Source organism: Nonomuraea sp. NPDC050733, assembly GCF_040654215.1.
In the GTDB taxonomy this organism is placed as follows: domain Bacteria; phylum Actinomycetota; class Actinomycetes; order Streptosporangiales; family Streptosporangiaceae; genus Nonomuraea.
Map to the genome: position 1 here is coordinate 242,533 of NZ_JBFAHO010000002.1, position 22,423 is coordinate 264,955.

General features: G+C 71.0%; 19 protein-coding genes, 3 tRNA genes and 1 pseudogene. 15 read left to right on the forward strand and 8 right to left on the reverse strand.

Features of this window, described 5'->3' with window-relative positions:
• Window positions 1-25 precede the first annotated feature (25 nt).
• The 3 genes from AB0H64_RS04750 to cimA all read left to right on the forward strand — a co-directional run bounded on the left by AB0H64_RS04750 (window position 26) and on the right by cimA (window position 3,692).
• Window positions 26-1,123, forward strand: a complete 1,098-nt coding sequence (locus AB0H64_RS04750; protein WP_357620127.1) for a branched-chain amino acid aminotransferase — start codon at window positions 26-28, stop codon at window positions 1,121-1,123.
• Window positions 1,124-1,286: 163 nt separating this feature from the next.
• A complete protein-coding gene (locus AB0H64_RS04755) occupies window positions 1,287-1,931 on the forward strand; it encodes a thioredoxin domain-containing protein (protein ID WP_357620129.1) in 645 nt (214 codons plus the stop codon).
• A 183-nt stretch (window positions 1,932-2,114) separates the two neighbouring features.
• Window positions 2,115-3,692, forward strand: a complete 1,578-nt coding sequence (gene cimA / locus AB0H64_RS04760) for a citramalate synthase (RefSeq protein WP_357620131.1) — start codon at window positions 2,115-2,117, stop codon at window positions 3,690-3,692.
• Between the two features lie 159 nt (window positions 3,693-3,851).
• Here the strand turns inward: cimA and AB0H64_RS04765 are convergent.
• Window positions 3,852-3,956 (reverse strand): annotated as a pseudogene (locus AB0H64_RS04765) (IS5/IS1182 family transposase); the annotation flags it as partial.
• A 184-nt stretch (window positions 3,957-4,140) separates the two neighbouring features.
• Here AB0H64_RS04765 and AB0H64_RS04770 point away from each other — a divergent pair.
• The 3 genes from AB0H64_RS04770 (at window position 4,141) to AB0H64_RS04780 (ending at window position 6,300) form a co-directional block, all read left to right on the forward strand.
• Entirely contained in the window at window positions 4,141-5,088 is a 948-nt protein-coding gene (locus AB0H64_RS04770; protein WP_357620133.1) for a hypothetical protein, read from the forward strand.
• Between the two features lie 101 nt (window positions 5,089-5,189).
• Window positions 5,190-5,321, forward strand: a complete 132-nt coding sequence (locus tag AB0H64_RS04775) for a hypothetical protein (RefSeq protein WP_357620135.1) — start codon at window positions 5,190-5,192, stop codon at window positions 5,319-5,321.
• Window positions 5,322-5,592: 271 nt separating this feature from the next.
• Window positions 5,593-6,300, forward strand: coding sequence for a helix-turn-helix domain-containing protein (locus AB0H64_RS04780; protein ID WP_357620137.1), 708 nt, complete (start codon window positions 5,593-5,595; stop codon window positions 6,298-6,300).
• Here AB0H64_RS04780 and AB0H64_RS04785 read toward each other — a convergent pair.
• Together AB0H64_RS04785 and AB0H64_RS04790 are read right to left on the reverse strand one after the other, a co-directional pair.
• Window positions 6,282-6,860 carry a dihydrofolate reductase family protein gene (locus tag AB0H64_RS04785; protein WP_357620139.1) on the reverse strand — a complete coding sequence of 193 codons (579 nt, stop codon included), beginning with the start codon at window positions 6,858-6,860 and terminating at the stop codon, window positions 6,282-6,284. The genes AB0H64_RS04780 and AB0H64_RS04785 overlap by 19 nt on opposite strands.
• A gap of 272 nt (window positions 6,861-7,132) precedes the next feature.
• Window positions 7,133-8,785: a heparinase II/III family protein gene (locus tag AB0H64_RS04790; RefSeq protein WP_357620141.1), complete on the reverse strand. Its 1,653-nt coding sequence runs from the start codon at window positions 8,783-8,785 to the stop codon at window positions 7,133-7,135.
• 160 nt (window positions 8,786-8,945) lie between these two features.
• Between AB0H64_RS04790 and AB0H64_RS04795 the strand changes: the two genes are divergently transcribed.
• Together AB0H64_RS04795 and AB0H64_RS04800 are read left to right on the forward strand one after the other, a co-directional pair.
• Window positions 8,946-10,358, forward strand: a complete 1,413-nt coding sequence (locus tag AB0H64_RS04795) for a hypothetical protein (protein ID WP_357620143.1) — start codon at window positions 8,946-8,948, stop codon at window positions 10,356-10,358.
• A gap of 14 nt (window positions 10,359-10,372) precedes the next feature.
• Complete coding sequence (locus AB0H64_RS04800; protein ID WP_357620145.1) at window positions 10,373-10,969, forward strand: HD domain-containing protein; 597 nt, start codon at window positions 10,373-10,375, stop codon at window positions 10,967-10,969.
• A gap of 14 nt (window positions 10,970-10,983) precedes the next feature.
• Here AB0H64_RS04800 and AB0H64_RS04805 read toward each other — a convergent pair whose 3' ends face one another.
• Window positions 10,984-11,349 carry an antibiotic biosynthesis monooxygenase gene (locus tag AB0H64_RS04805; RefSeq protein ID WP_357620147.1) on the reverse strand — a complete coding sequence of 122 codons (366 nt, stop codon included), beginning with the start codon at window positions 11,347-11,349 and terminating at the stop codon, window positions 10,984-10,986.
• A 124-nt stretch (window positions 11,350-11,473) separates the two neighbouring features.
• Here AB0H64_RS04805 and AB0H64_RS04810 point away from each other — a divergent pair, with 124 nt between their 5' ends.
• Both AB0H64_RS04810 and gltX read left to right on the forward strand, forming a co-directional pair.
• Window positions 11,474-12,250, forward strand: a complete 777-nt coding sequence (locus AB0H64_RS04810) for a fumarylacetoacetate hydrolase family protein (RefSeq protein ID WP_310708774.1) — start codon at window positions 11,474-11,476, stop codon at window positions 12,248-12,250.
• Window positions 12,243-13,616, forward strand: coding sequence for a glutamate--tRNA ligase (gltX, locus tag AB0H64_RS04815; protein ID WP_357620149.1), 1,374 nt, complete (start codon window positions 12,243-12,245; stop codon window positions 13,614-13,616). Before AB0H64_RS04810 ends, gltX begins: the two co-directional genes overlap by 8 nt.
• On the opposite strand, the gene AB0H64_RS04820 is transcribed toward gltX, so the two are convergent.
• Window positions 13,510-14,763 carry an MATE family efflux transporter gene (locus AB0H64_RS04820; RefSeq protein WP_357620151.1) on the reverse strand — a complete coding sequence of 418 codons (1,254 nt, stop codon included), beginning with the start codon at window positions 14,761-14,763 and terminating at the stop codon, window positions 13,510-13,512. The two genes, gltX and AB0H64_RS04820, sit on opposite strands and share 107 nt — an antisense overlap.
• A gap of 55 nt (window positions 14,764-14,818) precedes the next feature.
• On the opposite strand from AB0H64_RS04820, the gene AB0H64_RS04825 reads away from it, so the two are divergent.
• Complete coding sequence (locus AB0H64_RS04825; protein ID WP_357620153.1) at window positions 14,819-15,367, forward strand: PadR family transcriptional regulator; 549 nt, start codon at window positions 14,819-14,821, stop codon at window positions 15,365-15,367.
• A 50-nt stretch (window positions 15,368-15,417) separates the two neighbouring features.
• On the opposite strand, the gene AB0H64_RS04830 is transcribed toward AB0H64_RS04825, so the two are convergent.
• Window positions 15,418-16,563 (reverse strand): FAD-dependent monooxygenase, encoded by a 1,146-nt coding sequence (locus AB0H64_RS04830; RefSeq protein ID WP_357620155.1) that lies wholly within the window; start codon window positions 16,561-16,563, stop codon window positions 15,418-15,420.
• A gap of 55 nt (window positions 16,564-16,618) precedes the next feature.
• Here AB0H64_RS04830 and AB0H64_RS04835 point away from each other — a divergent pair, with 55 nt between their 5' ends.
• Window positions 16,619-17,191 carry a TetR family transcriptional regulator gene (locus tag AB0H64_RS04835; RefSeq protein ID WP_357620157.1) on the forward strand — a complete coding sequence of 191 codons (573 nt, stop codon included), beginning with the start codon at window positions 16,619-16,621 and terminating at the stop codon, window positions 17,189-17,191.
• 60 nt (window positions 17,192-17,251) lie between these two features.
• Here AB0H64_RS04835 and AB0H64_RS04840 read toward each other — a convergent pair whose 3' ends face one another.
• Window positions 17,252-19,219: a M3 family metallopeptidase gene (locus AB0H64_RS04840; protein WP_357620159.1), complete on the reverse strand. Its 1,968-nt coding sequence runs from the start codon at window positions 19,217-19,219 to the stop codon at window positions 17,252-17,254.
• Window positions 19,220-19,370: 151 nt separating this feature from the next.
• On the opposite strand from AB0H64_RS04840, the gene AB0H64_RS04845 reads away from it, so the two are divergent.
• From AB0H64_RS04845 to AB0H64_RS04855, 3 genes are all read left to right on the forward strand, one after another.
• Window positions 19,371-19,442 (forward strand) — tRNA-Gln (locus AB0H64_RS04845).
• 599 nt (window positions 19,443-20,041) lie between these two features.
• Window positions 20,042-20,117, forward strand: a tRNA-Glu gene (locus tag AB0H64_RS04850).
• A gap of 20 nt (window positions 20,118-20,137) precedes the next feature.
• Window positions 20,138-20,210: transfer RNA gene (locus AB0H64_RS04855), tRNA-Glu, on the forward strand.
• Window positions 20,211-20,649: 439 nt separating this feature from the next.
• On the opposite strand, the gene AB0H64_RS04860 is transcribed toward AB0H64_RS04855, so the two are convergent.
• On the reverse strand, window positions 20,650-22,386 hold the full coding sequence (locus AB0H64_RS04860; protein WP_357620161.1) for a hypothetical protein: 1,737 nt from the start codon (window positions 22,384-22,386) through the stop codon (window positions 20,650-20,652).
• Between the last annotated feature and the right edge of the window lie 37 nt (window positions 22,387-22,423).

The window sequence follows — 22,423 nt, forward strand, 5'->3', positions numbered from 1 at the left end:
AGTCGTAGAGAGAAGGACCATCGTCATGACCATCGCTCAGAAGCTCAGCTTCGACGTGCAGCTATCCGACCACGCTCGCACCGCGGCGGAGCGCGAGCAGGTACTGGCGAGTCCGGGCTTCGGGCAAACCTTCACCGATCACATGATCTCCATCGAGTACACCGAGGGCGAGGGCTGGCACGACGCGCGGCTCCAGCCGTACGGGCCGCTCACGCTCGACCCGGCCACGGCGGTCTTCCACTACGCGCAGGAGCTGTTCGAGGGGCTGAAGGCGTACCGGCAGATCAACGGCTCGGTCGTGACGTTCCGCCCGTACGCCAACGCGGCCCGCTTCAACCAGTCGGCGGTGCGCATGGCGATGCCGGAGCTGCCCGAGGAGACGTTCGTCGAGTCGCTGGAGCAACTCGTGCAGGCCGACCGCGAGTGGGTGCCGACCACTGAGGGGCACAGCCTCTACCTGCGGCCCTTCATCATCGCCACCCAGGTCGGGCTGGGCGTCAACTACCCGTCGCGCACCTACAGGTACATGGTGATCGCCTCGCCGGCGGCCTCGTACTTCACCGGCGGCGTCAAGCCCGTCTCGGTGTGGCTGTCCACCGAGTACACCCGCGCGGCCCCCGGCGGCACCGGCTTCGCCAAGTGCGGCGGCAACTACGCCGCCGCGTTCGTCGCCCAGCGCCAGGCCGTGGAGAACGGCTGCGACCAGGTGGTGTGGCTCGACGCGGCCCAGCACGCGTACGTCGAGGAGATGGGCGGGATGAACCTGTTCTTCGTCATCGGCGGCAAGCTCGTCACTCCCTCCCTGACCGGCACCCTGCTCCCCGGCATCACCCGCGACTCGATCCTCGCGCTGGCCGACGACCTCGGCCTGGAGGCCGAGGAGCGCCTGGTCAGCGTCGAGGAGTGGCAGGAGGGGTGCGCGTCGGGCGAGGTCAGCGAGGTGTTCGCCTGCGGCACGGCGGCGGTCGTCACGCCGGTCGGCTCCGTCAAGGGCGCCGACCGCTCCTGGACGGTCGCCGACGGCACCCCCGGCCCCGTCACCATGCGGGTGCGCGAGGAGCTGCTCGGCATCCAGTACGGCGCCCGCCCCGACCTGCACGGCTGGATCCACAAGGTCCTCTAGCCCCCGCTCCCCATGTCTCCCCGTGTCTCCTCGTAGCGGCTCGACGCGGCCCGCCTCCCCGGCGGGCCGCGTCGCTGTGTAGCGGTCTCCCGGGATGCCCGATTCGCGGCGTTCACAGGTGATTCCGGTAAGGTCACCGCGACCGGATCGAGGGACGGGACGAATGACGAAGAGGGTGGCGGCCGTGGTGGCCGCCTTGGCGGTGCTGGCCGCGCTCGTGGTGTTCCAGACGAGGGGCGGCGACGGGCCGTCGCCGGGTGTGCGGCTGCTGCGGCAGGCCGACGGCAGCATGGTGCTGGCCGACACCAGTGCCACGGCGCCGGTGCTGGACCTGTACGAGGACTTCGACTGCCCGGTCTGCAAGGAGCTGCACGCCCGGGTGGACGCCACGATGCGGCGCCTGGCGGCCGAGGGCAAGGTCAAGGTCGTCTACCACCCGATCACGATCTTCCAGGACGAGCCGATGCGCTCGAACTCCATCCGGGCCGCCGCCGCGGCACGCTGCGTGCCCGAGGCCAGCTGGCTGGCCTTCCGCGACGAGCTGTACGGCATGCAGCCCGCCCCGCACGGCGAGGCCTCCGGCTTCACGCTGGAGGAGCTGGTCAAGGCCGCCCGCCAGGCCGGCGCGTCGGTGGACCAGTGCGTCACCTCCCAGACGTACGCCGAGGACCACCTGAAGCAGAGCGCCAGGATCCGTCTCGAGGGCACGCCCACGGTCGTGCTCGACGGGCGGATGCTCGGTGACGAGGCGTTCGACCCCAGGGCCCTGGAGACGGCCATCACCGGAGGCTCGGGCGTCACCGTGTGACTCCCTGTGTCCACAAGGTGAGATCGATGTGCCGAATGGTGAGTCCGTATGGCAGACTCCTAGGCACCATGTTCTACGGTCTGCTCATTATCGGCAGGCGCGCTGGCTGACGCAGGGACCGAGCCAGCGCGCAGACCTCTCACGCCCGTGAGGGGTCTTTTTGTTTTCCAGGGAGACGACACCATGGCCGACGACCGCTTCCACGTCTATGACACGACGCTGCGTGACGGCGCACAGCAGGAGGGGCTCAACCTCACCGTTGCCGACAAGCTCGCCGTCGCGCGCCATCTGGACGGGCTGGGCGTCGGCTTCATCGAAGGGGGATGGCCGGGCGCCAACCCCAAGGACACGGAATTCTTCAGGCGGGCCCAGACCGAGCTCGACCTGAAGCACGCGCAGCTCACCGCGTTCGGCGCGACCCGCCGGGCCGGTGTGAAGGCAGCCGACGACCCACTGGTGGCCGCACTGCGCGAATCCGGAGCGCCGGTGGTGACCCTTGTCGCCAAGAGTCACGACCGGCACGTGGATCTGGCCCTCCGCACGACCCTTGAGGAGAACCTCGCGATGATCCGCGACACGGTCTCCCATCTTCGCGCGGAGGGCCAGAGGGTCTTCCTCGACGCCGAGCACTTCTTCGACGGCTACCGGTCCAACCCCGCCTACGCGCTGGAGGTCCTCAGGACCGCCGCCGAGGCCGGCGCCGACGTCGTCGCCCTGTGCGACACCAACGGCGGCATGCTCCCCGACGAGCTGGCCGACATCGTCCACGCGGCCTCGCAGACCGGCGCCCGCGTCGGCATCCACTGCCACGACGACACCGGCTGCGCCGTCGCCAACACCCTGGCCGCCGTCCAGGCCGGCGCCACCCACGTGCAGGGCTGCGCCAACGGCTACGGCGAGCGCTCCGGCAACGCCAACCTGTTCACCGTGGTCGCCAACCTCCAGCTCAAGCGCGGCTTCGACCTCGTGCCGCCGCAGGCGCTGGCCGACATGACGCGCATCGCCCACGCCATCACCGAGGTCACCAACGTGACCCCCAACTCCCACGCCCCGTACGTCGGGACGTCGGCGTTCGCGCACAAGGCCGGCCTGCACGCCAGCGCCATCAAGGTCGACCCCAACCTCTACCAGCACATCGACCCCGCCCAGGTGGGCAACGACATGCGGATGCTGGTCTCCGACATGGCGGGGCGCGCCTCGGTCGAGCTGAAGGGCCGCGAGCTGGGCTACGAGCTCACCCCCGAGCACACGAAGTCCCTGGTCGAGCGGGTCAAGGATTTGGAGTCGCAGGGCTTCACGTTCGAGGCGGCCGACGCCTCCTTCGAGCTGCTGCTGCGCGACACCGTCCAGGGCGGGCGGCACCGCCACTTCGAGGTCGAGTCGTGGCGGGTCATCGTCGAGCGCACCAAGGGCGGCGACCTGGTCAGCGAGGCCACGGTCAAGCTGCACGCCAAGGGCGAGCGGATGGTCGCCACCGGCGAGGGCAACGGCCCCGTCAACGCGCTCGACCGGGCCGTGCGGCTCGGGCTGGAGAAGCTCTACCCGGAGCTGGCCAGGCTGGAGCTCATCGACTACAAGGTCCGCATCCTGGAGGGCACCCACGGCACGGGCGCCATCACCCGCGTGCTCATCACCTCCAGCGACGACACGGCCGAGTGGGCCACGGTCGGCGTCGCCGAGAACATCATCGACGCCTCCTGGCAGGCACTGGAGCAGGCCGTCACCTACAGCCTCCTCCGCGCGGGCCACGAGACCTCCTAGAAGCAGCCTCCAGGGGAATCCACCCGGCTGAGCGCATGCTCCCCGGGGAAACGCGCGGTCCTTCGCAGGGGGCGCTTCGCGCCATGGGGCTCCGGGCAGCCCCCTGTGATCGTGCTTGGCCATTTGGGCGATGGCCAAAAGGCATGGAGTGAGCACTTTTCATCCTGAGCACCGGCCTTCTTCGATGAGCTGCAGGACGAGGATGGCTTGCACGATCGTGGTGGCGCGGTGCGGGCAGCAGCGCACCCGGGTCAGGATCTTCCAAGCAGCCGCGCGGGAACGTACGACGGCGGGAGTATCGCGTACCGTCTTCGGCCGTACGACGACGGCGGCGGGTACGGGCGGCGAAGATCGAGACTCCGCATCACGCAGCCGTCGAAGGGCACGATTCATGCCGTCATTGATACGTCACGTTACTCCCGTTTCCCCGGACCGCGCCGTCGGTATCGTGGCCGAGGTCTATGCACAGGTCAACGCCGAGTTCAGCAGCATCGGCCCGGCCGTGATGATGATGTCCCCTTCTCCGGAGCTGATGGCGGCTGGCTGGTCGCTCATGCGCGAGGCCCAATTGGCCGGCGGCGTTCCGGCGTTGGAGAAGGTCGTGGTGGCGTTGGGAGCGGCACAGGCCAACGACCTGGAGTACGACGTCCAGGCGTTCCTGTCCGTATTGCGACTCCTTGGCCAGGCGGAACTCGCCGACGCCGTCGAGCGCGGCGGCCAGCCAGCCGATCCCACTCTGGCGGCCCTGCTCCGCTGGGCAGTCGCCACCGGAGGCGACCCGGTGGAGGCGCCGTTCTCCGGCGACAGCGCCGCCGAATATGTAGGGACGGCGCTGTTCACGCACTTGGTCGACAGGGTGGCGGCGGCCATGCTGCCCGCTGGACTGACCCCGGGCAGCATGGCCGCCGACGACGAGCCGCCGTTCGAGGGAGCCCCAGTCTTGCGCGACCTGGACCAGGACCTGCGCTCGGGTGCCACCCTGTCGCTGTTGGAAGGGCTGCCCGCCGGGAAGGATCCGGCGTGGGCGACCGGCCTGCCGATCGGCACGGCCTACGCCACGCTCGCCGCTACCGCCGCGCAGGGCGCCGGCCTCCTCACGCCCGCCGCCGCGGAGGTGGTGGCCAAGACGATCGCCGAGCACCGCGGACGCCGCCGCCCCGCCGGTGACTGGCTGGACGAGCCGCTGGCGGCGCTGGCGGAGCAGGAGCGAGCGGGAGCGAAGGTGGCGATCCTGGCGGGGCTGGCGCCCGAGGCGGTGACCGACGAGCAGGTTGCCGCCTGGCGCGCTACGGACCGCCGTCTCAGCGACCACTGCACGGTGTTCCTGCTGGCCTACGGCGCCATGACCGCCGTCACCCACGTCGAGGCCGACATCGCCGCCACACTCGCCGCATGAGGGCCTTCGACGGGCCTCGTCAAGGCCGGTGATGATGTCGCGCGTGACGCGGTGAATCGGACGACCACCGCGCTGGTCGGGGAACCGGCAGTGGTGCCGACATGTCTGTCTCCGGCGAGGAGCCTGACGCGATCCTTGACCGCTACTTCGTTCCGGACTTCGAGTACTGTAACGACGGGCTCGTGATCGACCGGCAGCGCATGATCGATCATGTCCGCCCTGTCCGTAAGTGAGTGTTTGAGAAGTTTCCACGTAGACGGTGTGGCGGCGTGACGGCATTGTCGAGGCAAGACAAGGCAAGGTGTGCGGGGTGCCGTCTCACGGTGGGTATCCCCCGCGACAAGGAGGGACCTCTACGGCCGGTAGGCCTGCGACCGCGTTCGCATGGTCAAGTCGAGCGGTCGAGGTCGAAGCTTGGTTCGGCGCAGCCGCACAGCCAGCCGTAGCGCAAAGCCGCATGTCCGGGCAGGCCACGGAGAATGCGAAGCGACGTATCCTTCCCCCGTGCTGCGGTTCAAGACGCGCGAGTCGGACTCGGCGTGGGTCGACACCGTGTGGACATGCACGAGCGAGCAGGTCACTGCAATGACGTCCGTCGCAGGGGTGCGTTGGGGCCTGGTGTTCTGGGAACACGCTGGCCGGGCATACGCGGGCATCACCGGTCCCGAGACCCGGACCGGCACGGCACCGGTGCCGGAGGGCGCGACCTTTACCGGCATCGAGTTCGCCGTGGGCACCTCGTTGCTGGCCGTGCCCACTCTGGCGCTGGTCGACGGCGGCATCGGACTCCCCGACACAACGCGCCGGACGTTCCGGCTGGACGGCGCGCGCTGGGAGACGCCCGGCCCCGACGACGCCGAGGCTCTGGTCGAAAGTCTCGTCCGGGCCGGGATCGTGGTCCGTGACCTGCTCCTCGTCGAGGTGCTGCGGGGTCACCGTCCAGCCGTCTCGGTGCGCACGGTCGAACGCCGGTTCCGCGCCGCAACTGGACTGGCGCAGGGCACCATCCGGCAGATCGAGCGCGCCCGCACGGCGGCGCAGCAACTGGCTGCCGGCGACCCGGCCGCCGCCGTCGTTGCCAAGCTCGGCTACTGCGACGAGCCGCACCTGGCCCGCGCCTTGCGCTCCTACGTCGGACGCACCGTCAGGCAGCTGCGCGAGGGCTCCGGCGGCGCGATCGCCCTCGACCTGGATCAGCGTTCGACGTCGTAAACCAGCTTCAGGATCCCGTTCGAGTAGCTCTCCGATTCCCGCAGGGTCAGCATGTGCTTGTCTCGGTCGGCCCGGCCGAACAGGCTCTTCCCGGCACCGAGCAGCACGGGAAAGACGAGCAGGTTGTACTGGTCGATCAGACCCGCGTCTGACAGCCGCCGAGCCAACTCCGCGCTCCCGTGGATGAAGATCGCGCCGCCCTCACCCTCCTTGAGCGCCGCGACGTCCTCGGTCGAGCGCAGGATCGTGGTCGCCCCCCACCCGTTGACGATGGCGTCGTCAGACAGCGTGGTCGACACCACATACTTGGGCAGTTTCTTGTAGCCGGCGTGGTCCTCCGAGCCGGGCCAGACCGCCGCGAACGCCTCGTAGCTGCGACGACCGAACATCAGCGCCGTCGTGTCGGTGAGCTCCTCACCCTTCAGCGACCAGGCTTCGGGGACGAACTCGAGGTCCTTGAACACCCACCCGCCGCTGCGGTGTTCTTCTCCCGGCCCGCCCCCAGGCGAGTCCACGACGCCGTCGAGCGACATGAAACCGGTGTAGACCAAGTTACGCACTGTGCTGTCTCCTTATGCGCGGGCGAGCTGCCGGATCCACGCTAGTTCACGGCCGCGGTTGCCGTCTTGGACGGAAACGACAGCGGGGGCCAGAACCCGTATCTGAACACCGCCGCGACCGGCTCGTCCTTGGTCAGTGAAAGTGCGGCCGGAGCTGCCGGCGGGCAGGTTGTCCGCGGGCGATCCGACGGAGGATGCCGTGGATGACGGCCCAGCGGATGACGGCTTCCGAGGTCTTGGGGTGTGACGTGCCGCTTCCGCGGATACCGTCGTCAGAGCAGGCCGGCTGAGAACGACACGCCCTCGACCTTTACCTTGCCGCCCGAGCACGACACCTTCGGGTTGTCCGTGCCCGGCACGACGACCGTCAGCAGTGACGCGGCGGCGGGGGAGACGACGACGGCGGCCGGCTGCTTGGACAGGTAGGTCGGCGACACCCAGCCCAGCTTCCCGCCGCGCTCCACCTTCTGCCCGCCCACCGGGCGGCAGGAGGAGTCGAGCTGGACCAGCGTGACCCGGAACTTGCCGTCGCCCAGCACCACCCGGCCGCCCTCGTTCGAGACGACCTTGAGCGACGGGGCGAACCGCCACAGGTTGCGCACCTTCGCGCCGCCCGCCGCCGTGTCGAGCACCGCCATCAGGTCCTCGCCGTGGTTGACGAGCACCGACCGGGTGCGGGCGGTGCCGTACGCCTTGTCGGTCAGGCGGAACGCCTGCCGGTCGTCGCCGATCACCGACTTGGTCAGCTTGCTCGCCGTGCGCGGCCGGAACCGCTGCCCGACGACCGTCGGGACGTTGTGCGCCTCGGGGGAGAGCGTCCAGTAGCGGTAGGCGCTCTTCTCGTAGGAGTGGAAGCCGGCGTCCATGAGGATGTCGCGGCCGTGCGCGTAGTACGTCACGCCCAGGTGGTCCTCGTGGCCGTGGAACTTCAGGCCGGGGCCGAACCGGATCGAGTAGAAGGTGGAGTCCGGCTTGTTCCACGCCGTCCGGCCGTACACGTAGCCGGCGCGGTAGACCTTGACCTCCTGCTTGGGCGTGCCGGTGTCCACCCGGGGCTCGGTCTCGGCGCTGCCGTCGCCCAGGGGCACCATGTAGCCGTTGGGCATGGTGGAGTGGGCGATGAAGTCCTTCAGGGCGTCGGTCCGCTCGGAGATCTCGCCCGGCACCTTGCGCCCGCAGTCCTTCATGTTGGCGATGGCCACCTGGAGCCGGCCGTACACGTAGACGGCGTAGCGCGGCGCCTGCTCCATGAGCGCGCCCTGGGAGTCCACGTCGAGCTTGACGGTGCCGGTCAGGCGCCGGGAGGCCAGGCTCGCCCAGTCGGAGCGGCCGTAGCGGCAGCCGATGCCCATGAGCGCGATGTCCTGGTCCATCCCATGGTTGTGGCCCTTCTTGTAGAGCCTCGGGTCGGCCAGCAGCCGGGCGTGGTCGGCCAGGCTGTCCTTCAGCCAGGCGTCCTTGACGTGCATGCTCAGGCAGACCAGCGCCTGCGAGCGCAGGGAGACGGGGTGGTCCTTCCAGACGTACGACGCGGTGCCGCGGGCGCCGCGCCGGTTGTGGGCCACCCAGTCCTTGGTGATCTCCTTGGCCCGGTCGAGGTAGCGCTCCTCGCCGCTGTTCTCGTAGGCCACCACGAGCGTGCCCATCCAGCGCAGCGACTGGAAGACGAACTCCCAGGAGCGGTTCTTGTACGGGCTCGCCGCCCAGTTGATCTTGCTGCCGAGCTTGTACGGCGGCAGGCCGACGAGGGAGATCTCGCCCCGCATGACCTCGTCGGCCGTGGGCGTGGCGGGCAGCCAGTCGCCCTGGCACTGGGCGGTGCGCTTCACCTTCTCCGGTCCGGTGGCGGGGGTGTCGGCCCGCGCCGAGCCCGCCAACCCGCAGAGAAGGAGCAGGGAGGCAAGGGGGATCGCGAGGCGGCGCACGCCGGTTTCCTTCCGGGCCGTGAAGATGGGGGCGGAACATGCTGTCCGAATCGCGATCAACCGGTCAAGTCAGGTGGCATGCCAGGTGTCAGATCGTTAGCGGCCCGATAGTTGTTCGTCCTTTGTATCCTGTTTGCTCGTCCGGAGGCGGAGGAGGCCGATGATGTCGTTGGTACGCCGGCACTGGCCGCTGCTCCTCGTCCTCGTCGCCGGGGTCGTGCTGCGCGGCCTGGCCCTGCTCGGCTACCGGCCGGCGATCTGGTTCTGGGCGGACTCCTTCGCCTACCTCAACGCCGCGCTCGACCTGCGCCCGCTGGAGTCGCGCACCTCCGGCTACTCGTTCTTCCTGTGGGCACTGCGCCCGCTGGCGAGCGTCGAGGCGGTCGTGGTCGTGCAGCACCTGCTGGGGCTCGGCATCGGCGTCCTCGTGTACGCGCTGCTGCGCCGCCGCCTGCCCGCCTGGGCCGCCGCCCTGTTCGCCCTGCCGGTCCTCCTGGACGCGTACCAGATCCAGCTCGAACACATGATCATGGCGGATCTGCTGTTCGTGTTCCTCGTCATGGCGGCCGTCACGCTGCTCCTGTGGCGGCCCCGCCCCACGGTGACCACGGCCGCCGCGGCCGGGGTCCTGCTGGCCGCCGCCACGGTCACGCGGACCATCGGGCTGCCGCTGATCGCCGTCGTCGCCGTGGCGCTGCTGCTGCGCCGCGCCGGCTGGCGCTCCGTCGCCGCGCTCGCCGTGGCTGCCGCGATCCCGCTCGCCGGCTACGCCTCGTGGTTCGCCTCCGTCCACGGCACGTACCAGCTGAGCCGCGGCAACACGTTCCTGTGGGCGCGCACGCTGACCTTCGCCGACTGCGCGCGCGTCCAGCCGGACCTGCCGCGCCTCTGCCCGAAGGAGCCGCTCGGGCAGCGCAGGCAGCCGCCCGAGTACATCTGGGACGCCGACTCGCCGATCAACACGGTCAAGGGCGGCAACGCCGCGCGCGACGAGGCCGCGGGCCGCTTCGCCCGGCAGGCGATCCTGGCCCAGCCGCTCGACTTCCTCGCCGCCGGGCTCGCCGACGCGGCCCACGTCTTCAGCTGGGAGCGCTGGGTGTACCCGGTGGACGGGGAGCAGAGCGCCTACTCCTTCCCCGAGCGGATACCGCCGTTCAGGGACGTGCCCGCCTCCAAGGACCGCACCGCCGCCGAGATCACCACCGACTACCAGGGCGCCTCCGGCCGGACGGCGGTCGTCGAGCCGTACGCCGGCTTGATCCGCGGCTACCAGAGCCAGGGCTTCCTGCGCGGACCGTTCCTCGGCGCGCTGCTCCTCGTCGGCCTGGCCGGGGTGGCGGTCAGGTGGCGGTCGCTGGGCGGCGCGGTGCTGCTGCCGTGGGCGGCCTCGGTGACGCTGCTCCTGCTGCCCGTGCTGATCGCCGCCTTCGACCACCGGTACGTGCTGCCCGCCGTCCCCCTCGCCTGCCTCGCGGCCGGCCTGGCCGTCGCCCGCCGCACGCCGTCGCCCCCTCGCGGGGACGACGCGGCGACCCGCGGGCAGCCCGCTCAACCGGCCGGGCGGGCCGGCTGAGTCATGATGACGTCATGAAGCTGAACGACCTGGTGATCCCCGACACCGCCGCCTGCCGCGGCGCGCTGGAGGTGGCGACCAGATACCACTCGCCCTCGCTGCTCAACCACTCGGTGCGCGCCTACCTGTGGGCCGCCGCCCACGCCAGGAAGCACGGCATCGCCTTCGACGCGGAGCTGCTGTACGTGTCGGCCATGCTCCACGACGTCGGCCTGACCGCGGAGTTCGACAGCCACACCGTGCCGTTCGAGGAGGCGGGCGGGCACGTCGCCTGGGCCTTCTGCGCGGGCGCCGGCTGGTCCCGCGAGCGCAGGCAGCGCGCCCTGGAGGTGATCGTCCGGCACATGTGGGACGAGGTGCCCCTGGCGGACGACCCCGAGGGACACCTGCTGGAGCTGTCCACCGGCATGGACATCTCCGGCCGGCGCACCGACGAGATCCCGCCCGACCTGCGGGAGGAGGTCCTGGGTCGCTACCCGCGGCTGAGCATCGCCAAGGAGTTCGCCGCCTGCGTCACCGAGCAGGGCGAGCGCAAGCCGTCCAGCCTGGCGGGCGGGTTCGTCCGGTCGGGCATCGTCGAGCGGATCGCCCGCAACCCGCTCGACTCCTGACCCGTTGGTTCCCCCTACTTGGGGGCGGCGCTCTGGACGACCTCGAACGACCACAGCTCCGAGCCGGACGCCGCCGGGCTCTGCCCGTGGCCGTGACCGGCACCCTGGCCCTGGTCACCGCCCTGGCGTCCGGCCTCGGCGGCGGCCTGGGCGTGGCCGCGCTGGAACGCCTGCCCCTTCTGCCAGGCCTGGAAGTCCTCCTCGCTGCGCCAGCGCGTGTAGACGAGGTAGCGGTCGGTGCCCTCCACCGGCCGCAGCAGCTCGAACCACTCGAACCCGTCGGAGGACTCCACCATCCCCGCCCGGTTGGAGAACCGGCGCTCCAGCTCTTCCCGCATCTCGGCGGGAACGTTCAGCACATTGATCTTCACGACGGACAACGCGACCCCTCTCGCGGCAGTCTCACCGCACCGGCCGCCCCATCGCGAGCCGGTGCCGTTGCCAGGCTAACCCGCGCCCCCTCCGGGGGGCGGACCGGCTCGGCGGCGACGATAGCCTTGTCGGGTGCGTATAGCGAGGTTCTCCACAGGCGAAGGCGTCACGTTCGGCGTGGTCGAGGGCGGCCCCGGCGAGGAGTTCGTCTCCGCCATCTCCGGCCACCCGTTCGGCGAGGTCCAGTTCACCGGCGAGCGGTTCCCGCTCAGCCAGGTGAAGCTGCTGGCCCCCATGCTGCCGAGCAAGGTGGTGGCCATCGGCCGCAACTACGCCGAGCACGCCCGCGAGATGGGCAACGAGGTGCCGGACGAGCCGCTGATCTTCATGAAGCCGTCCACCTCCGTCATCGGCCACGGCGAGGCCGTCGCCTACCCGACCTCGCTGTCCCACCGGGTCGACTTCGAGGGCGAGCTGGCCGTGGTGATCGGCCGGCTGTGCCGCGAGGTGCCGGTCGAGCGGGTCAAGGACGTCATCTTCGGCTACACCTGCGCCAACGACGTGACGGCCCGCGACCTGCAGAAGCGCGACGTGCAGTTCACCCGCGCCAAGGGCTTCGACACGTTCTGCCCGCTGGGCCCGTGGATCCGCACCGACCTCGACCCGAGCGACCTCGCGCTCACCACGACGGTCAACGGCGAGGTGCGCCAGAGCGGCCGCACCAGCCAGCTCATCCACGACATCCCCGCGCTCGTCGCCTACGTCAGCGCGGTCATGACCCTGATCCCCGGCGACGTCATCCTGACCGGCACCCCGGCCGGGGTCGGCCCGGTCGAGATCGGCGACGAGGTCAGCGTCGGCATCGAAGGCATCGGCACTCTGACGAACAAGGTGGTCGCTCGTGACTGATCTCCGGGTGCGGTTCGCCCCGTCCCCCACCGGCATGTTCCACGTGGGCGGCGCCCGCACGGCGCTGTTCAACTGGGCGCTGGCCGAGCAGGCGGGCGGCCGGTTCGTGCTGCGCGTCGAGGACACCGACGCCACCCGCAACCGTCCCGAGTGGACCGAGGGCATCATCTCGGCGCTCGACTGGATCGGCATCAACGGCACCAACCCGGCGTTCGAGGGCCCCTACTTCCAGTCGGCGTACGAGCCGCAGCACCGCGAGGCCGTGGCCAAGCTGCTGGCCGACGGCAAGGCGTACTACTGCGACTGCACCCGCGAGCAGCTCGTCGCCCGCACCGGCTCCGAGCACCGCGGCTACGACGGCCACTGCCGCGAGCGCGGCCTGACCGAGGGCGCGGTCCGCTTCCGCACCCCCGACGAGGGCGTCACCGTGGTCGACGACGTGATCCGCGGGCGGGTGGAGTTCCCCAACGACGCCCAGGAGGACTTCGTCATCGCCCGCACCGACGGCTCGCCCCTCTACGTGCTGGCCAACGCGGTCGACGACATCACCCAGGCCATCACCCATGTGGTGCGCGGCGAGGAGCACCTGGGCAACGCGGCCAAGCAGGAGCTCCTGTGGCCCGCGCTCGGCGCGACGCCGCCCGTGTGGGCGCACCTGCCGGTCATCGTCAACGAGCAGCGCAAGAAGCTGTCCAAGCGGCGCGACAAGGTGGCGCTGGAGGACTACCGCGAGGAGGGCTACCTGGCCGAGGCCATGGTCAACTACCTCATGCTGCTCGGCTGGGGCCCCGGCGACGACCGGGAGATCATGCCGTGGTCGGAGATGGTGCCGCTGTTCCGGCTGGCGGACGTCAACAGCTCCAGCGCGTTCTTCGACGAGAAGAAGCTGCGCGCCTTCAACGGCGAGTACATCCGGGGGCTGCCGGTCCACGTCTTCGAGGAGCGCTGCTCGCCGTACCTCGACCCCGACTGGGACCGTGAGACCTTCAGCAAGGTCGCGGCGCTCGCCCAGACGCGCATCGCGGTGCTGTCGGAGATCCGGCAGAACGTCGACTTCCTCTTCCTCGACGAGCCGGTGTTCGACCAGGCGTCCTGGGACAAGGCGATGAAGAACGCCCCGGTGGAGATCCTCACCGGCTACCTGGAGCGTCTGGACGGGGTGAGCTGGGACCCCGAGTCGCTGAAGGAGGCGCTGGAGGAGGTCGGTGCCGCCCACGGCCTCAAGCTCGGCAAGGCGCAGGCCCCGGTCCGCGTCGCGGTCACGGGCCGGACGGTCGGTCTGCCGCTGTTCGAGTCGATCGAGGTGCTCGGCCGCGAGCGCTCCCAGGATCGCCTCCGCGCGGCGCTAGCGCGCCTGCGAGGCTGACGGCCGCCCCGGCGGCCATCGCCAGCCACACCCCGGTGACGCCGGCGTACGCGCTCAGCCCGTACGCCAGCGGCACCTGCACGGCGAAGCCGGCCAGCGTGGCGGCCAGCAGCCGGCCGCCCCTGCCGCTCGCCTGGAGCACCCCGCCCACGGCGATGAGCCCGCCGAAGGGCACCAGGTAGAGCGTCATCCAGCGCAGGAAGCTCACGGCGGGCCCCGGGTCCGCCGTGAAGAGCGCGGCGACGGGCGCCGCCACGACGTTCAGCGCGAGCGCCACGGCCGCGCCGGCGCCCAGTCCCAGCAGCAGGGGCGAGCCGGCGGGCTCGGAGCGCGCGGTGCGGATCATCGCGGCCTGCCGCAGCGCGTAGAACACCATGACGCCGGCCAGCATGATCTTCTGCCCGATGCCGTACCCGGCCAGCTCCCGCGTCCCGAACCCGGCCACGAGGTCCACCAGCGCCATGCCCACGGCCGAGCGGGCGAGGAAGTCGCCGGACATGGGCAGCCCGGTCCGCACCACCTCCCATGCCGCGCGCCCTCCCGGTCCCCGCTCTGTGATGAGGTGGCGCGAGGTCACGAGGGCGAAGGCCAGGGTCACCAGCCGGGCGGCCACGGTCGCCAGCGCCGCCCCCTGGACGCCCATCCCGAGCCCGTAGACGAACAGCGGGTCGAGCGCGACGACCAGCACGTTGCAGATGATGGCGTGCCGCATCGGCCGCCGGGTGTCCCCCCGGCCCTTGAGGATGCCGTCCACGACGGTCTGCGCGAAGAACACGGGCAGCCCGCCGAGCGAGACCAGGAAGAACCCGGCCGTGAGCCGCCACTCGTCGGTGAACAGCGCCGCCAGCGGCTCGCGCAGCAGCACGCCGGGCACGGTGATCACGGCCGACAGCACCGCCCACAGCGCCCAGCCGGCGCGGATCACCGGCGCGACGGGCGCGCGCCCGTCGCGCCGGCCGACCAGCACCGTGACGCCCGTGGGGACCGCAAGGAACAGCCCGTAGGCCAGGTACTCGACGGTGGTGCCGACGGTCACGGCGGCGATCGCCCCCTCGCCGAGCCCGGAGACCCAGAGCAGGTCGATCAGCCCCACCGCCACGACCGCCGTCACCAGCTCCACGTACACGGGAACCGCCAGCCGGATCATCCTCTACCTCGATTCGTTGTATCTCGTTTAGAGGTATAACGGTACGATGTGCCCCATGGCAAGCGGAGGCGACCTCGCTCTCACGATCCTGGGCTTCCTGAGCGAACGGCCGATGCACGGCTACGAGCTCAAGACCCGCCTCGCGGCGCTCTCCGGTCACCTGCGCCCGGTCAGCGACGGCGCCCTCTACCCGGCCATCTCACGGCTCGAAGCGGCGGGCCTGGTCGAGCGGCACGAGGAGGCGGGGGCGGCGGCCGCGCGCCGGCAGGTGCTCACCCTCACCCCGGCGGGCCGCGAGGAGCTGCTGGCCCGCCTCCGTGCCCCCTCGGATTTCCAGATCAGCGACCAGGCGCGGTTCTTCGTCCTGCTGACGTTCCTGTCGGCCCTGCCGGACCCGGCCGACCGTGCCGCCGTGCTCCGCCGCCGCCTCGCCTTCCTGGAGGCCCCGGCCAGCTTCTTCCACGAGGGCGGCCGGCCGGTGCGCGCGGAGGACGAGGCGGACCCGTACCGGAAGGGGATGCTGCTCGTCGCGCGGGCCGTGAGCCGGGCGGAGAAGGAGTGGCTGCGCGAGCAACTCGCGGACTCACCCGCCGACCCGGGCTGACCGCTCGGCCTCGCCGCCCCTGGCCATCCACGATCACCGACGGCCACCGGCTAGGCGTGCCAGAGGGCGGCGAGCTGCCGGGTGGCCAGCCGGGACGGTATGGCGCGCAGCAACGCGTCGCGAAGCCACGCGGGGACGCCGGTCTGGGAGGTCAGCCGCGACTGCCGGTACGCCGCCCGCATGATGCGGTTGGCGCTGGGCCTGCGCTCGGCGTCGTAGCGCAGGAGCCGCTGGGCGACGTCCGCCGGCTCTGCGCCGGTCAGGTGGCGGGTCAGCGCGGCCGCGTCCTCGAAGGCCTGGCTGGCGCCCTGGCCCAGGTCGGGTGGCATGGCGTGCGCGGCGTCGCCGAGGAGCGCGATCCTGCCGACCGCGAACGAGGGAAGGGGTTCGGCGAGGCGAGCGATCGGGTCGACGTAGATGTCGGCAGGTGGGGTGGCCTCGATCAGTGCCGTGACGAGGGGGTGCCAGTCGGCCATCAGCGACAGCATCTGCCGGCGTGCCTCGTCCGCGCCGGGCGGCGGGCCGTGCAGGGCGGAGTCGGTGAACCAGTACAGGCGGTGCTCGCCGACGGGGAACAGGCCGAACATCGCCCCGCTGCGGCGGTCGACCAGCTGGCTGGCGAGCAGGTCGGTCACCAGGTCGGAAGGGCGGGGCAGCATGCCGCGCAGGTCCATCCGGCCGGTCCGCCGCAGCCCGGGGTGGCCGGGAACGAGGTGTCCGCGGAGCTTGCTGCCGATGCCGTCGGCCACGATCACGGCGTCCGCTCTCGCGATGGGATCGCCGTCGCTGATCACGCTCACCCCGGTGGCGTCGGGCTCCAGGCGCTCGACGGGGGTCGCGGTACGCACCAGGTCGGCGGGCAGCGGGGCGCGTAGCGCCCGGTGCAGTTCGGCCCGGTCGATGATGGCGGGCGTCCCGACCTCCTGCTGCGCCTGGACCGCATCGGTGACCAGCAGCGGCCGTCCGCGCCGGTCCCGTAATCCCGCGCGGCCGGCGGGCATGACGTGCCCGCGAACGTCCTCAGCCAGCCCCAGCGCCTCCAGCGCGCGGAGCCCGTTGGGCATGACCACGATCCCGGTACCCGCTTCCCGGAGCTCGGCGCCCCGTTCGAAGAGAGTCACCTCGTGGCCCAGGCGATGCAATCCCACCGCGGCCGTCACTCCGCCGAGCCCGGCACCGACCACCACGATCCTCATGGAGCCTCCCCATTCACTACGGTCGTACTAGTACGCCCATTGGTAGCATGGCCGCATGCCGCCCACCAATCCGGCCCGTCGCCGAGTCCTTGCCGATGCCGCCATCGAGCTACTGGCGTCATCGGGCGTGCATGGACTGACCCACCGCGCGGTGGAGAAGGAAGCGGATCTTCCGCCGGGCACGGCCTCGAACTATTTCCGCAATCGGGAAGCGCTGCTGGTGGCCGCGGCGGAGCGCATCGCCGAGCTGCATCACGCCGACACCGACCGGGCCACCGGGCAGCCCGCGACGCTGGTCGACCTGCTGACGGAGTCGCTGCTCGCGGCGGCGACCACACTGCGCAACCGCTATCTGGCGATCTTCGAGCTCCAGCTTGAGGCCGTGCGCCGGCCGCTGCTCGCCTCGGCGCTCGCGGGGCTGCAGGACACGTCGTTGCAGATCACCGCCGGGCATCACGACAGACTCGGCCTCGCCATCCCGCGCGAGAAGATACCCGCGCTGATCGCGCTCTACGGGGGTGCGCTGTTCACCCTGGTCACCGCGCCGCCGGACAGCGTCAGCAGGGACGTCGTCAAGGGCGTGGTCCAGGTCATCCTGGAGGGCTGTGCTCCGGACGACGAGAAATGAGGCCGGCGAAGGGCGCCGTCACCCCGGTCGGGCCCCCGTACGCACGGGGGCCCGGAGAGGTCAGGTGAGGCCGCGGCGCTTCAGCAGCGGCTCGATGGACGCCTCACGCCCGCGGAAGTCGCGGAAGGCCGTCAGCGGGTCCGTGGCGCCGCCCCTCGACAGCAGCGTGCGCCGGAAGTGGTCGCCGTTCTCACGCCTGAGCCCGCCGTTCTCCTTGAACCACTCGACGCTCTCCGCGTCGAGCACCTCACTCCAGATGTACGAGTAGTACCCGGCGCTGTAGCCGCCCGAGAAGATGTGCGCGAAGTAGTTGGTGCGGTAACGCGGCCGGACCGGCGGGAAGGCGATCTGGGCCGCCTCCAGGGCCGCCCGCTCGAACGCCTCCGCGTCCTCCACCGTCTGGCCGGGCTCCAGCTTGTGCCAGGCCCAGTCGAGGAGGGTGGCGGCGAGGTACTCGACGGTCATGAAGCCCTGGTTGAACTGCTCGGCCGCCTTCATCTTCGCCACGAGCTCGGCCGGCATCGGCTCGCCCGTCTCGTGGTGGCGGGCGTAGTTGGCCAGCACCTCGGGCCAGGTCCCCCACATCTCGTTGACCTGCGACGGGTACTCGACGAAGTCACGCGGCACGCTCGTCCCCGAGACACGCGGGAAGCGCACCTGCGAGAACAGCCCGTGCAGCGCGTGCCCGAACTCGTGGAAGGCCGTGTTCACCTCGTCGTAGGTGAGCAGCGTCGGCCCGGAGGCCGGCTTGGTGAGGTTGAGGTTGTTGAGCACCACCGGCTTCTCGCCGAACAGCAGCGACTGGTTGACCAGGTTGTTCATCCAGGCGCCACCCCGCTTGCCCTGCCGGGCGTACGGGTCGAGCGCGAACAGGCCGAGGGCGCTGCCGTCCTCGTTGAACACCTCGAAGACGCGCACGTCCTCGTGGTAGCCGCGCAGGTCGGGCCGCGGCGTGAACGTGATGCCGTACAGCCGGGTGGCCGCGTAGAAGACGCCGTCGCGGAAGACGCGGTCCAGCTCGAAGTACGGCCGCATCGCGCTCGCGTCGAGGTCGTAGCGGGCCCGGCGCACCTTCTCGGCGTAGAACGACCAGTCCCACGGCTCGATCTCGAAGCCGGCCTGCTCGGCCAGCGCCGCCGCCTCCTTGCGGGCGTTGCGCACGGCCGGGCCGACGAGCTGGCCCAGCATCTCCTCGACCGCCTCGACGGTCTTGGCCGTCTGGTCGGCCACCTTGTACGCGGCGTGGCTCGGGTAGCCGAGCAACCAGGCCCGCTCGGCGCGCAGCGTCGCCATGCGGACCGCCAGGCCGAAGTTCGCCGGCGCCCGCTCGACGCTCAGCGTGTAGAGCCGGCGGCGCACGTCGCGGTCGGTGAGCTGGGCGAGGCCGGGCTGGTTGGTGAAGTTCAGCAGCGGCAGCACGTACCTGCCGTCGCTCTTCAGTGACGCGATCCGGTCCTCGTCGAACCCGTCGAGCTCCTTGGGGTCCTCCACCACGAGCGCGGACTCGGTGGAGGCGCGCATGAGGTTCTGGGCGAACTCGGTGGACAGCCGCGACAGCTCCTCGTTGAGCTCCCTGAGCCGCTCCTGCTGGGTCTCGGACAGGTCGGCGCCGGCCCGGACGAAGTCCTCGCGGTACTTCTCCAGCAGCCACGCCTCCTCGGGGTCCTCGGTGGTGACCTGCTTGACGCGGGCCCACAGGGCGCGGTTGAGGCGGATGGCGTCGCTGTGCTTGGCCAGCTCGGGGGAGATCCGCTTCTCGATCTCCATGATCCCGTCGGTCGAGACGGACGCGGCGACCGAGAAGAACGCGGTGGCGGTGCGGTCGAGCAGGCGGCCGGAGCGTTCGAGCGCGGCGATCGTGTTGTCGAACGTCGGCGGCTCCTCGCTCCCCGCGATCGCGTCGACCTCGGCCAGCTGCTCCGCCATCCCGCGCTCGAACGCGGGCGGGTAGTGCTCCTCGCGGATGTCGGCGAAAGGCGGCAGTTGGTACGGCAGGGGACTGGGGGCGAACAAGGGGTTCTCAGCCAACGCTCGGGCTCCTCCACGTGGTGTTTTGTCCCTCTCAGCTTGGCACGGAGAGAAGCCCGCCGGGTGTTCCGGGGGAATCGTTTTGGCCTTCGCCCGAAGCTGGGCTATTCTTTCGGACGTCGCCGAACGCGCCCCCCGGGGCTCGGAACGGTGGGGTATGGTGTAATTGGCAGCACGACTGATTCTGGTTCAGTTAGTCTAGGTTCGAGTCCTGGTACCCCAGCAGTGAGCAGCGGATGTCTCGGAAACCGAGGCGTCCGTTTTTCATGTCGCCAGACTGTCGAGGATCTCGGTGATCCGCCGGTACGCCGCCGTGGTGGGCGCGTGAGTAGCCTCCACGGTGTGCACGTCGAACCGTGTGCACATCGAACAGGTGTGCACGTCGAACGGGTTGCCGGGGTCGCCGCGTCGGCCTCCCTGATCATCCGGCCCTGCAGGGCGAGCGGGATCGTCCGGTCGCGCGTGTGCCGGATGCAGGTGCGCGGCACCCGTCCCCAGGCCTCCTCGCGGCCGCGCGCGTCGGCGCCCGACACCAGCAGGCTCTCGTCAGGCAGCAGCCCGTTCAGCATCGCGAGGAACTCGCCGTCGCTCGCGTCCGCCATGTACGCCTCCTTGGCCGCGTCCAGGAACACCGGGTCGGCGGTGCGCCAGTTGACCCGGATCGCGCCGATCACCCGCGGATGCGCTGGCGGACCGGGGCGGGCGCGGACCGGGCCCCATGCCGCGATCTACCGGCGCGTGATCGCAGTTTGGTGTGGTCTCCGGGGTGCGGTAGAGTTACGTCCGTCGCCGGGGCAGCCCGGCGGATCACTTGTGGGACGCGGTCCCGTCGTCTAGTGGCCCAGGACGCCGCCCTCTCAAGGCGGTAGCGCCGGTTCGAATCCGGTCGGGACTACCACAGTCACACAAGTAAGCGAAGGTCCCGTCGTCTAGTGGCCCAGGACGCCGCCCTCTCAAGGCGGTAGCGCCGGTTCGAATCCGGTCGGGACTACGTTCTCTCTCACCCACGCCCCGTGCGCACTGCGCCGGGGCGTTTCCGCATGTCCGGCCGGCCGACTTCGGCGAGCTCCAGGAGTGGATCCGCCGAGCGGTCACCGCCGACTCCCTCGACGACGTCTTCGCCTGACGAAGCCCCGGACAGAAAGCCCCGGACAGAAAGCCCCAGACAGAAGGCTCCGGACGGCAAGCCCTTGCCGGCAAGCCCCGGCCGGCAAGCTCCGGCCCGAAAGGCCGCGAGGCGTCGAATGCCTGGACGCGGTCGAGGGGCTGTCCCACGCGCGGCCCGGGAGCCGTTCGGGCCCTCCTCGGCATGCCTGGCCGGCGCGCAGGACGGTACACAAGACGGGGGAACGCGGACCGGGACCGGGAACCCCAGGAGGGGTGCCCGGTCCCGGAGGAACGCCTGGGAGGCGTAGGACGCGGAGAAGCGCCTAGGAGGCGTTGGAGCGGGCCTTGAACAGCGCCCGCCGGGCCGCCTTGGCGACCTGCTTGTCCGGATGCACCTGGGAGATCAGGTCCAGCAGCTCCTCCACGTGGGAGTGCGGGATCTTCCAGATCACTTCCAGGAGGTTGTTGAGCAGCTCCGGCCCGATGTCGCGCAGGCTGCTGACGAACTCCGACCGGCCCAGCCCGGCAGAGATGGTCCACATGTCCAGGATCAGCCAGTGGGTGTCGTCCTCGGTCGGCTCGGGCGCCCCCTCGATCTCGAGCTGGCTCAGGTGCGTGGCCGCGTACGGCCGCAGCGACGGCTCCTTGAGCGCGGCCTCCCAGGCCGGGATCGCGGCCTCGCCGAGCGTGCCCACGACGCTGGCGGCCTGGACCCGGATGAGCGCGTCACTCTCGTCCTCGGCCGCCGCGTCGAGCAGCTCCTCGGCCGCCTTGGCCGGCTCGCGCAGCCGCATCCAGGCGGCGAACTCGGCGTCGGCCTCCTCCTCGGGCAGCTCGGCGCTGAGGGCGAGCAGCTCGTGGGCGCTCATGGACTCGATGGCGGGCCGCGCGTCGATCTCGACGTCGGCGTCGTCCACGAGGTGGATGACGCCCTCGGTGCCGAGCGCCGTCAGACTGAGCGTGCCACCGGCGCCCTCGGCGGGGTCGAGGGCGACCATGCCGTAGCCGGTCAGCCAGTCGATCGCCGGGGCCAGCGGGTCGCCCGCCGCCTCCCACGCGTCGGCGCCCAGCTCGTCCAGGTCGGCCGCGGCCTCGGCCAGCTCCTGGCGCAGGCCGTCGAGCTCGCGCGCGCCGCCGGCCAGCAGCAGCCGCACCAGCACGCCTCGGGTGAGCCCCGACAGGGCCATGGTCAGGTCGTCGTCGGGCAGCTCCGGGTCGCCGTAGTCGACGGAGTGGAGGCCGAGCATCCAGGCGTCGAGCACGTCCTCGTCGTCGTCGAACGGCCACTCGGACGTGTCGTCCTGGACCGCCACCGTGTTGCCCTCGCCCGGCTCCAGGAACTCCAGGTCGACGGCGAGGTTCCAGACGTTCCAGAGCTGGGGAACGGCCTCGGCGAGCGAGCCTTCGGTCTCCGGCCTGGGCAGGCCGACGGCGGTCAGCGCCTCCTCGACCTCGGCGTCGGACAGCAGGGTGTCCTCGCCGACGCGGCGGCCCGACCCGACCCACAGGGCCAGGTCGCGGGCCTTGGCGATCAGCGGCACCTCGCGGGCGGCGGCGGCCAGCTCGGAGTCGGGCCGCAGCCGGATCGTGGGCAGGGCGGCGAGCTCGTCGGCGAACGGCTCGAAGTCTCCCAGATCGCTGGTCTCCTCGTCCTCGTCCTCGTCTCCGCCCTCGGAGTCGTCGAGGAGCTCCTCCATGAGCTCGACGAACTCGTCCTCGACGTCGTCGAGCTCCTCCCGCAGGCCCTCCAGGGTGTCGGAGCCCTGGGTCAGCCTCCCGGTCTCGGAGAGGAAGGTGAGGTAGGCGTCCACGGCCGGCAGCATCCCGTCGGCCGCGGCGTCGGGGTCCTCCACGACCTTCGGCATGCGGTCCAGCAGGAGGTTGCGCAGGTCAGGGCGCTTCCACGTGCCGAGGTCGCTGGAGAAGGCGAGACGGTGCCACAGGGCGGCGGGCCCGACGAGCTCGGGGTCGCTGTCGGGCGCGTTGACCCGTGCCCACATGATGAACTCTTCGAGCAGGGGTCGCAGCTCAGTGGCGGCTACCTCGATGCGATCTGTCACGCACTCAGGCTAGTGCGCCAGCGGCGCACTCGGCCCC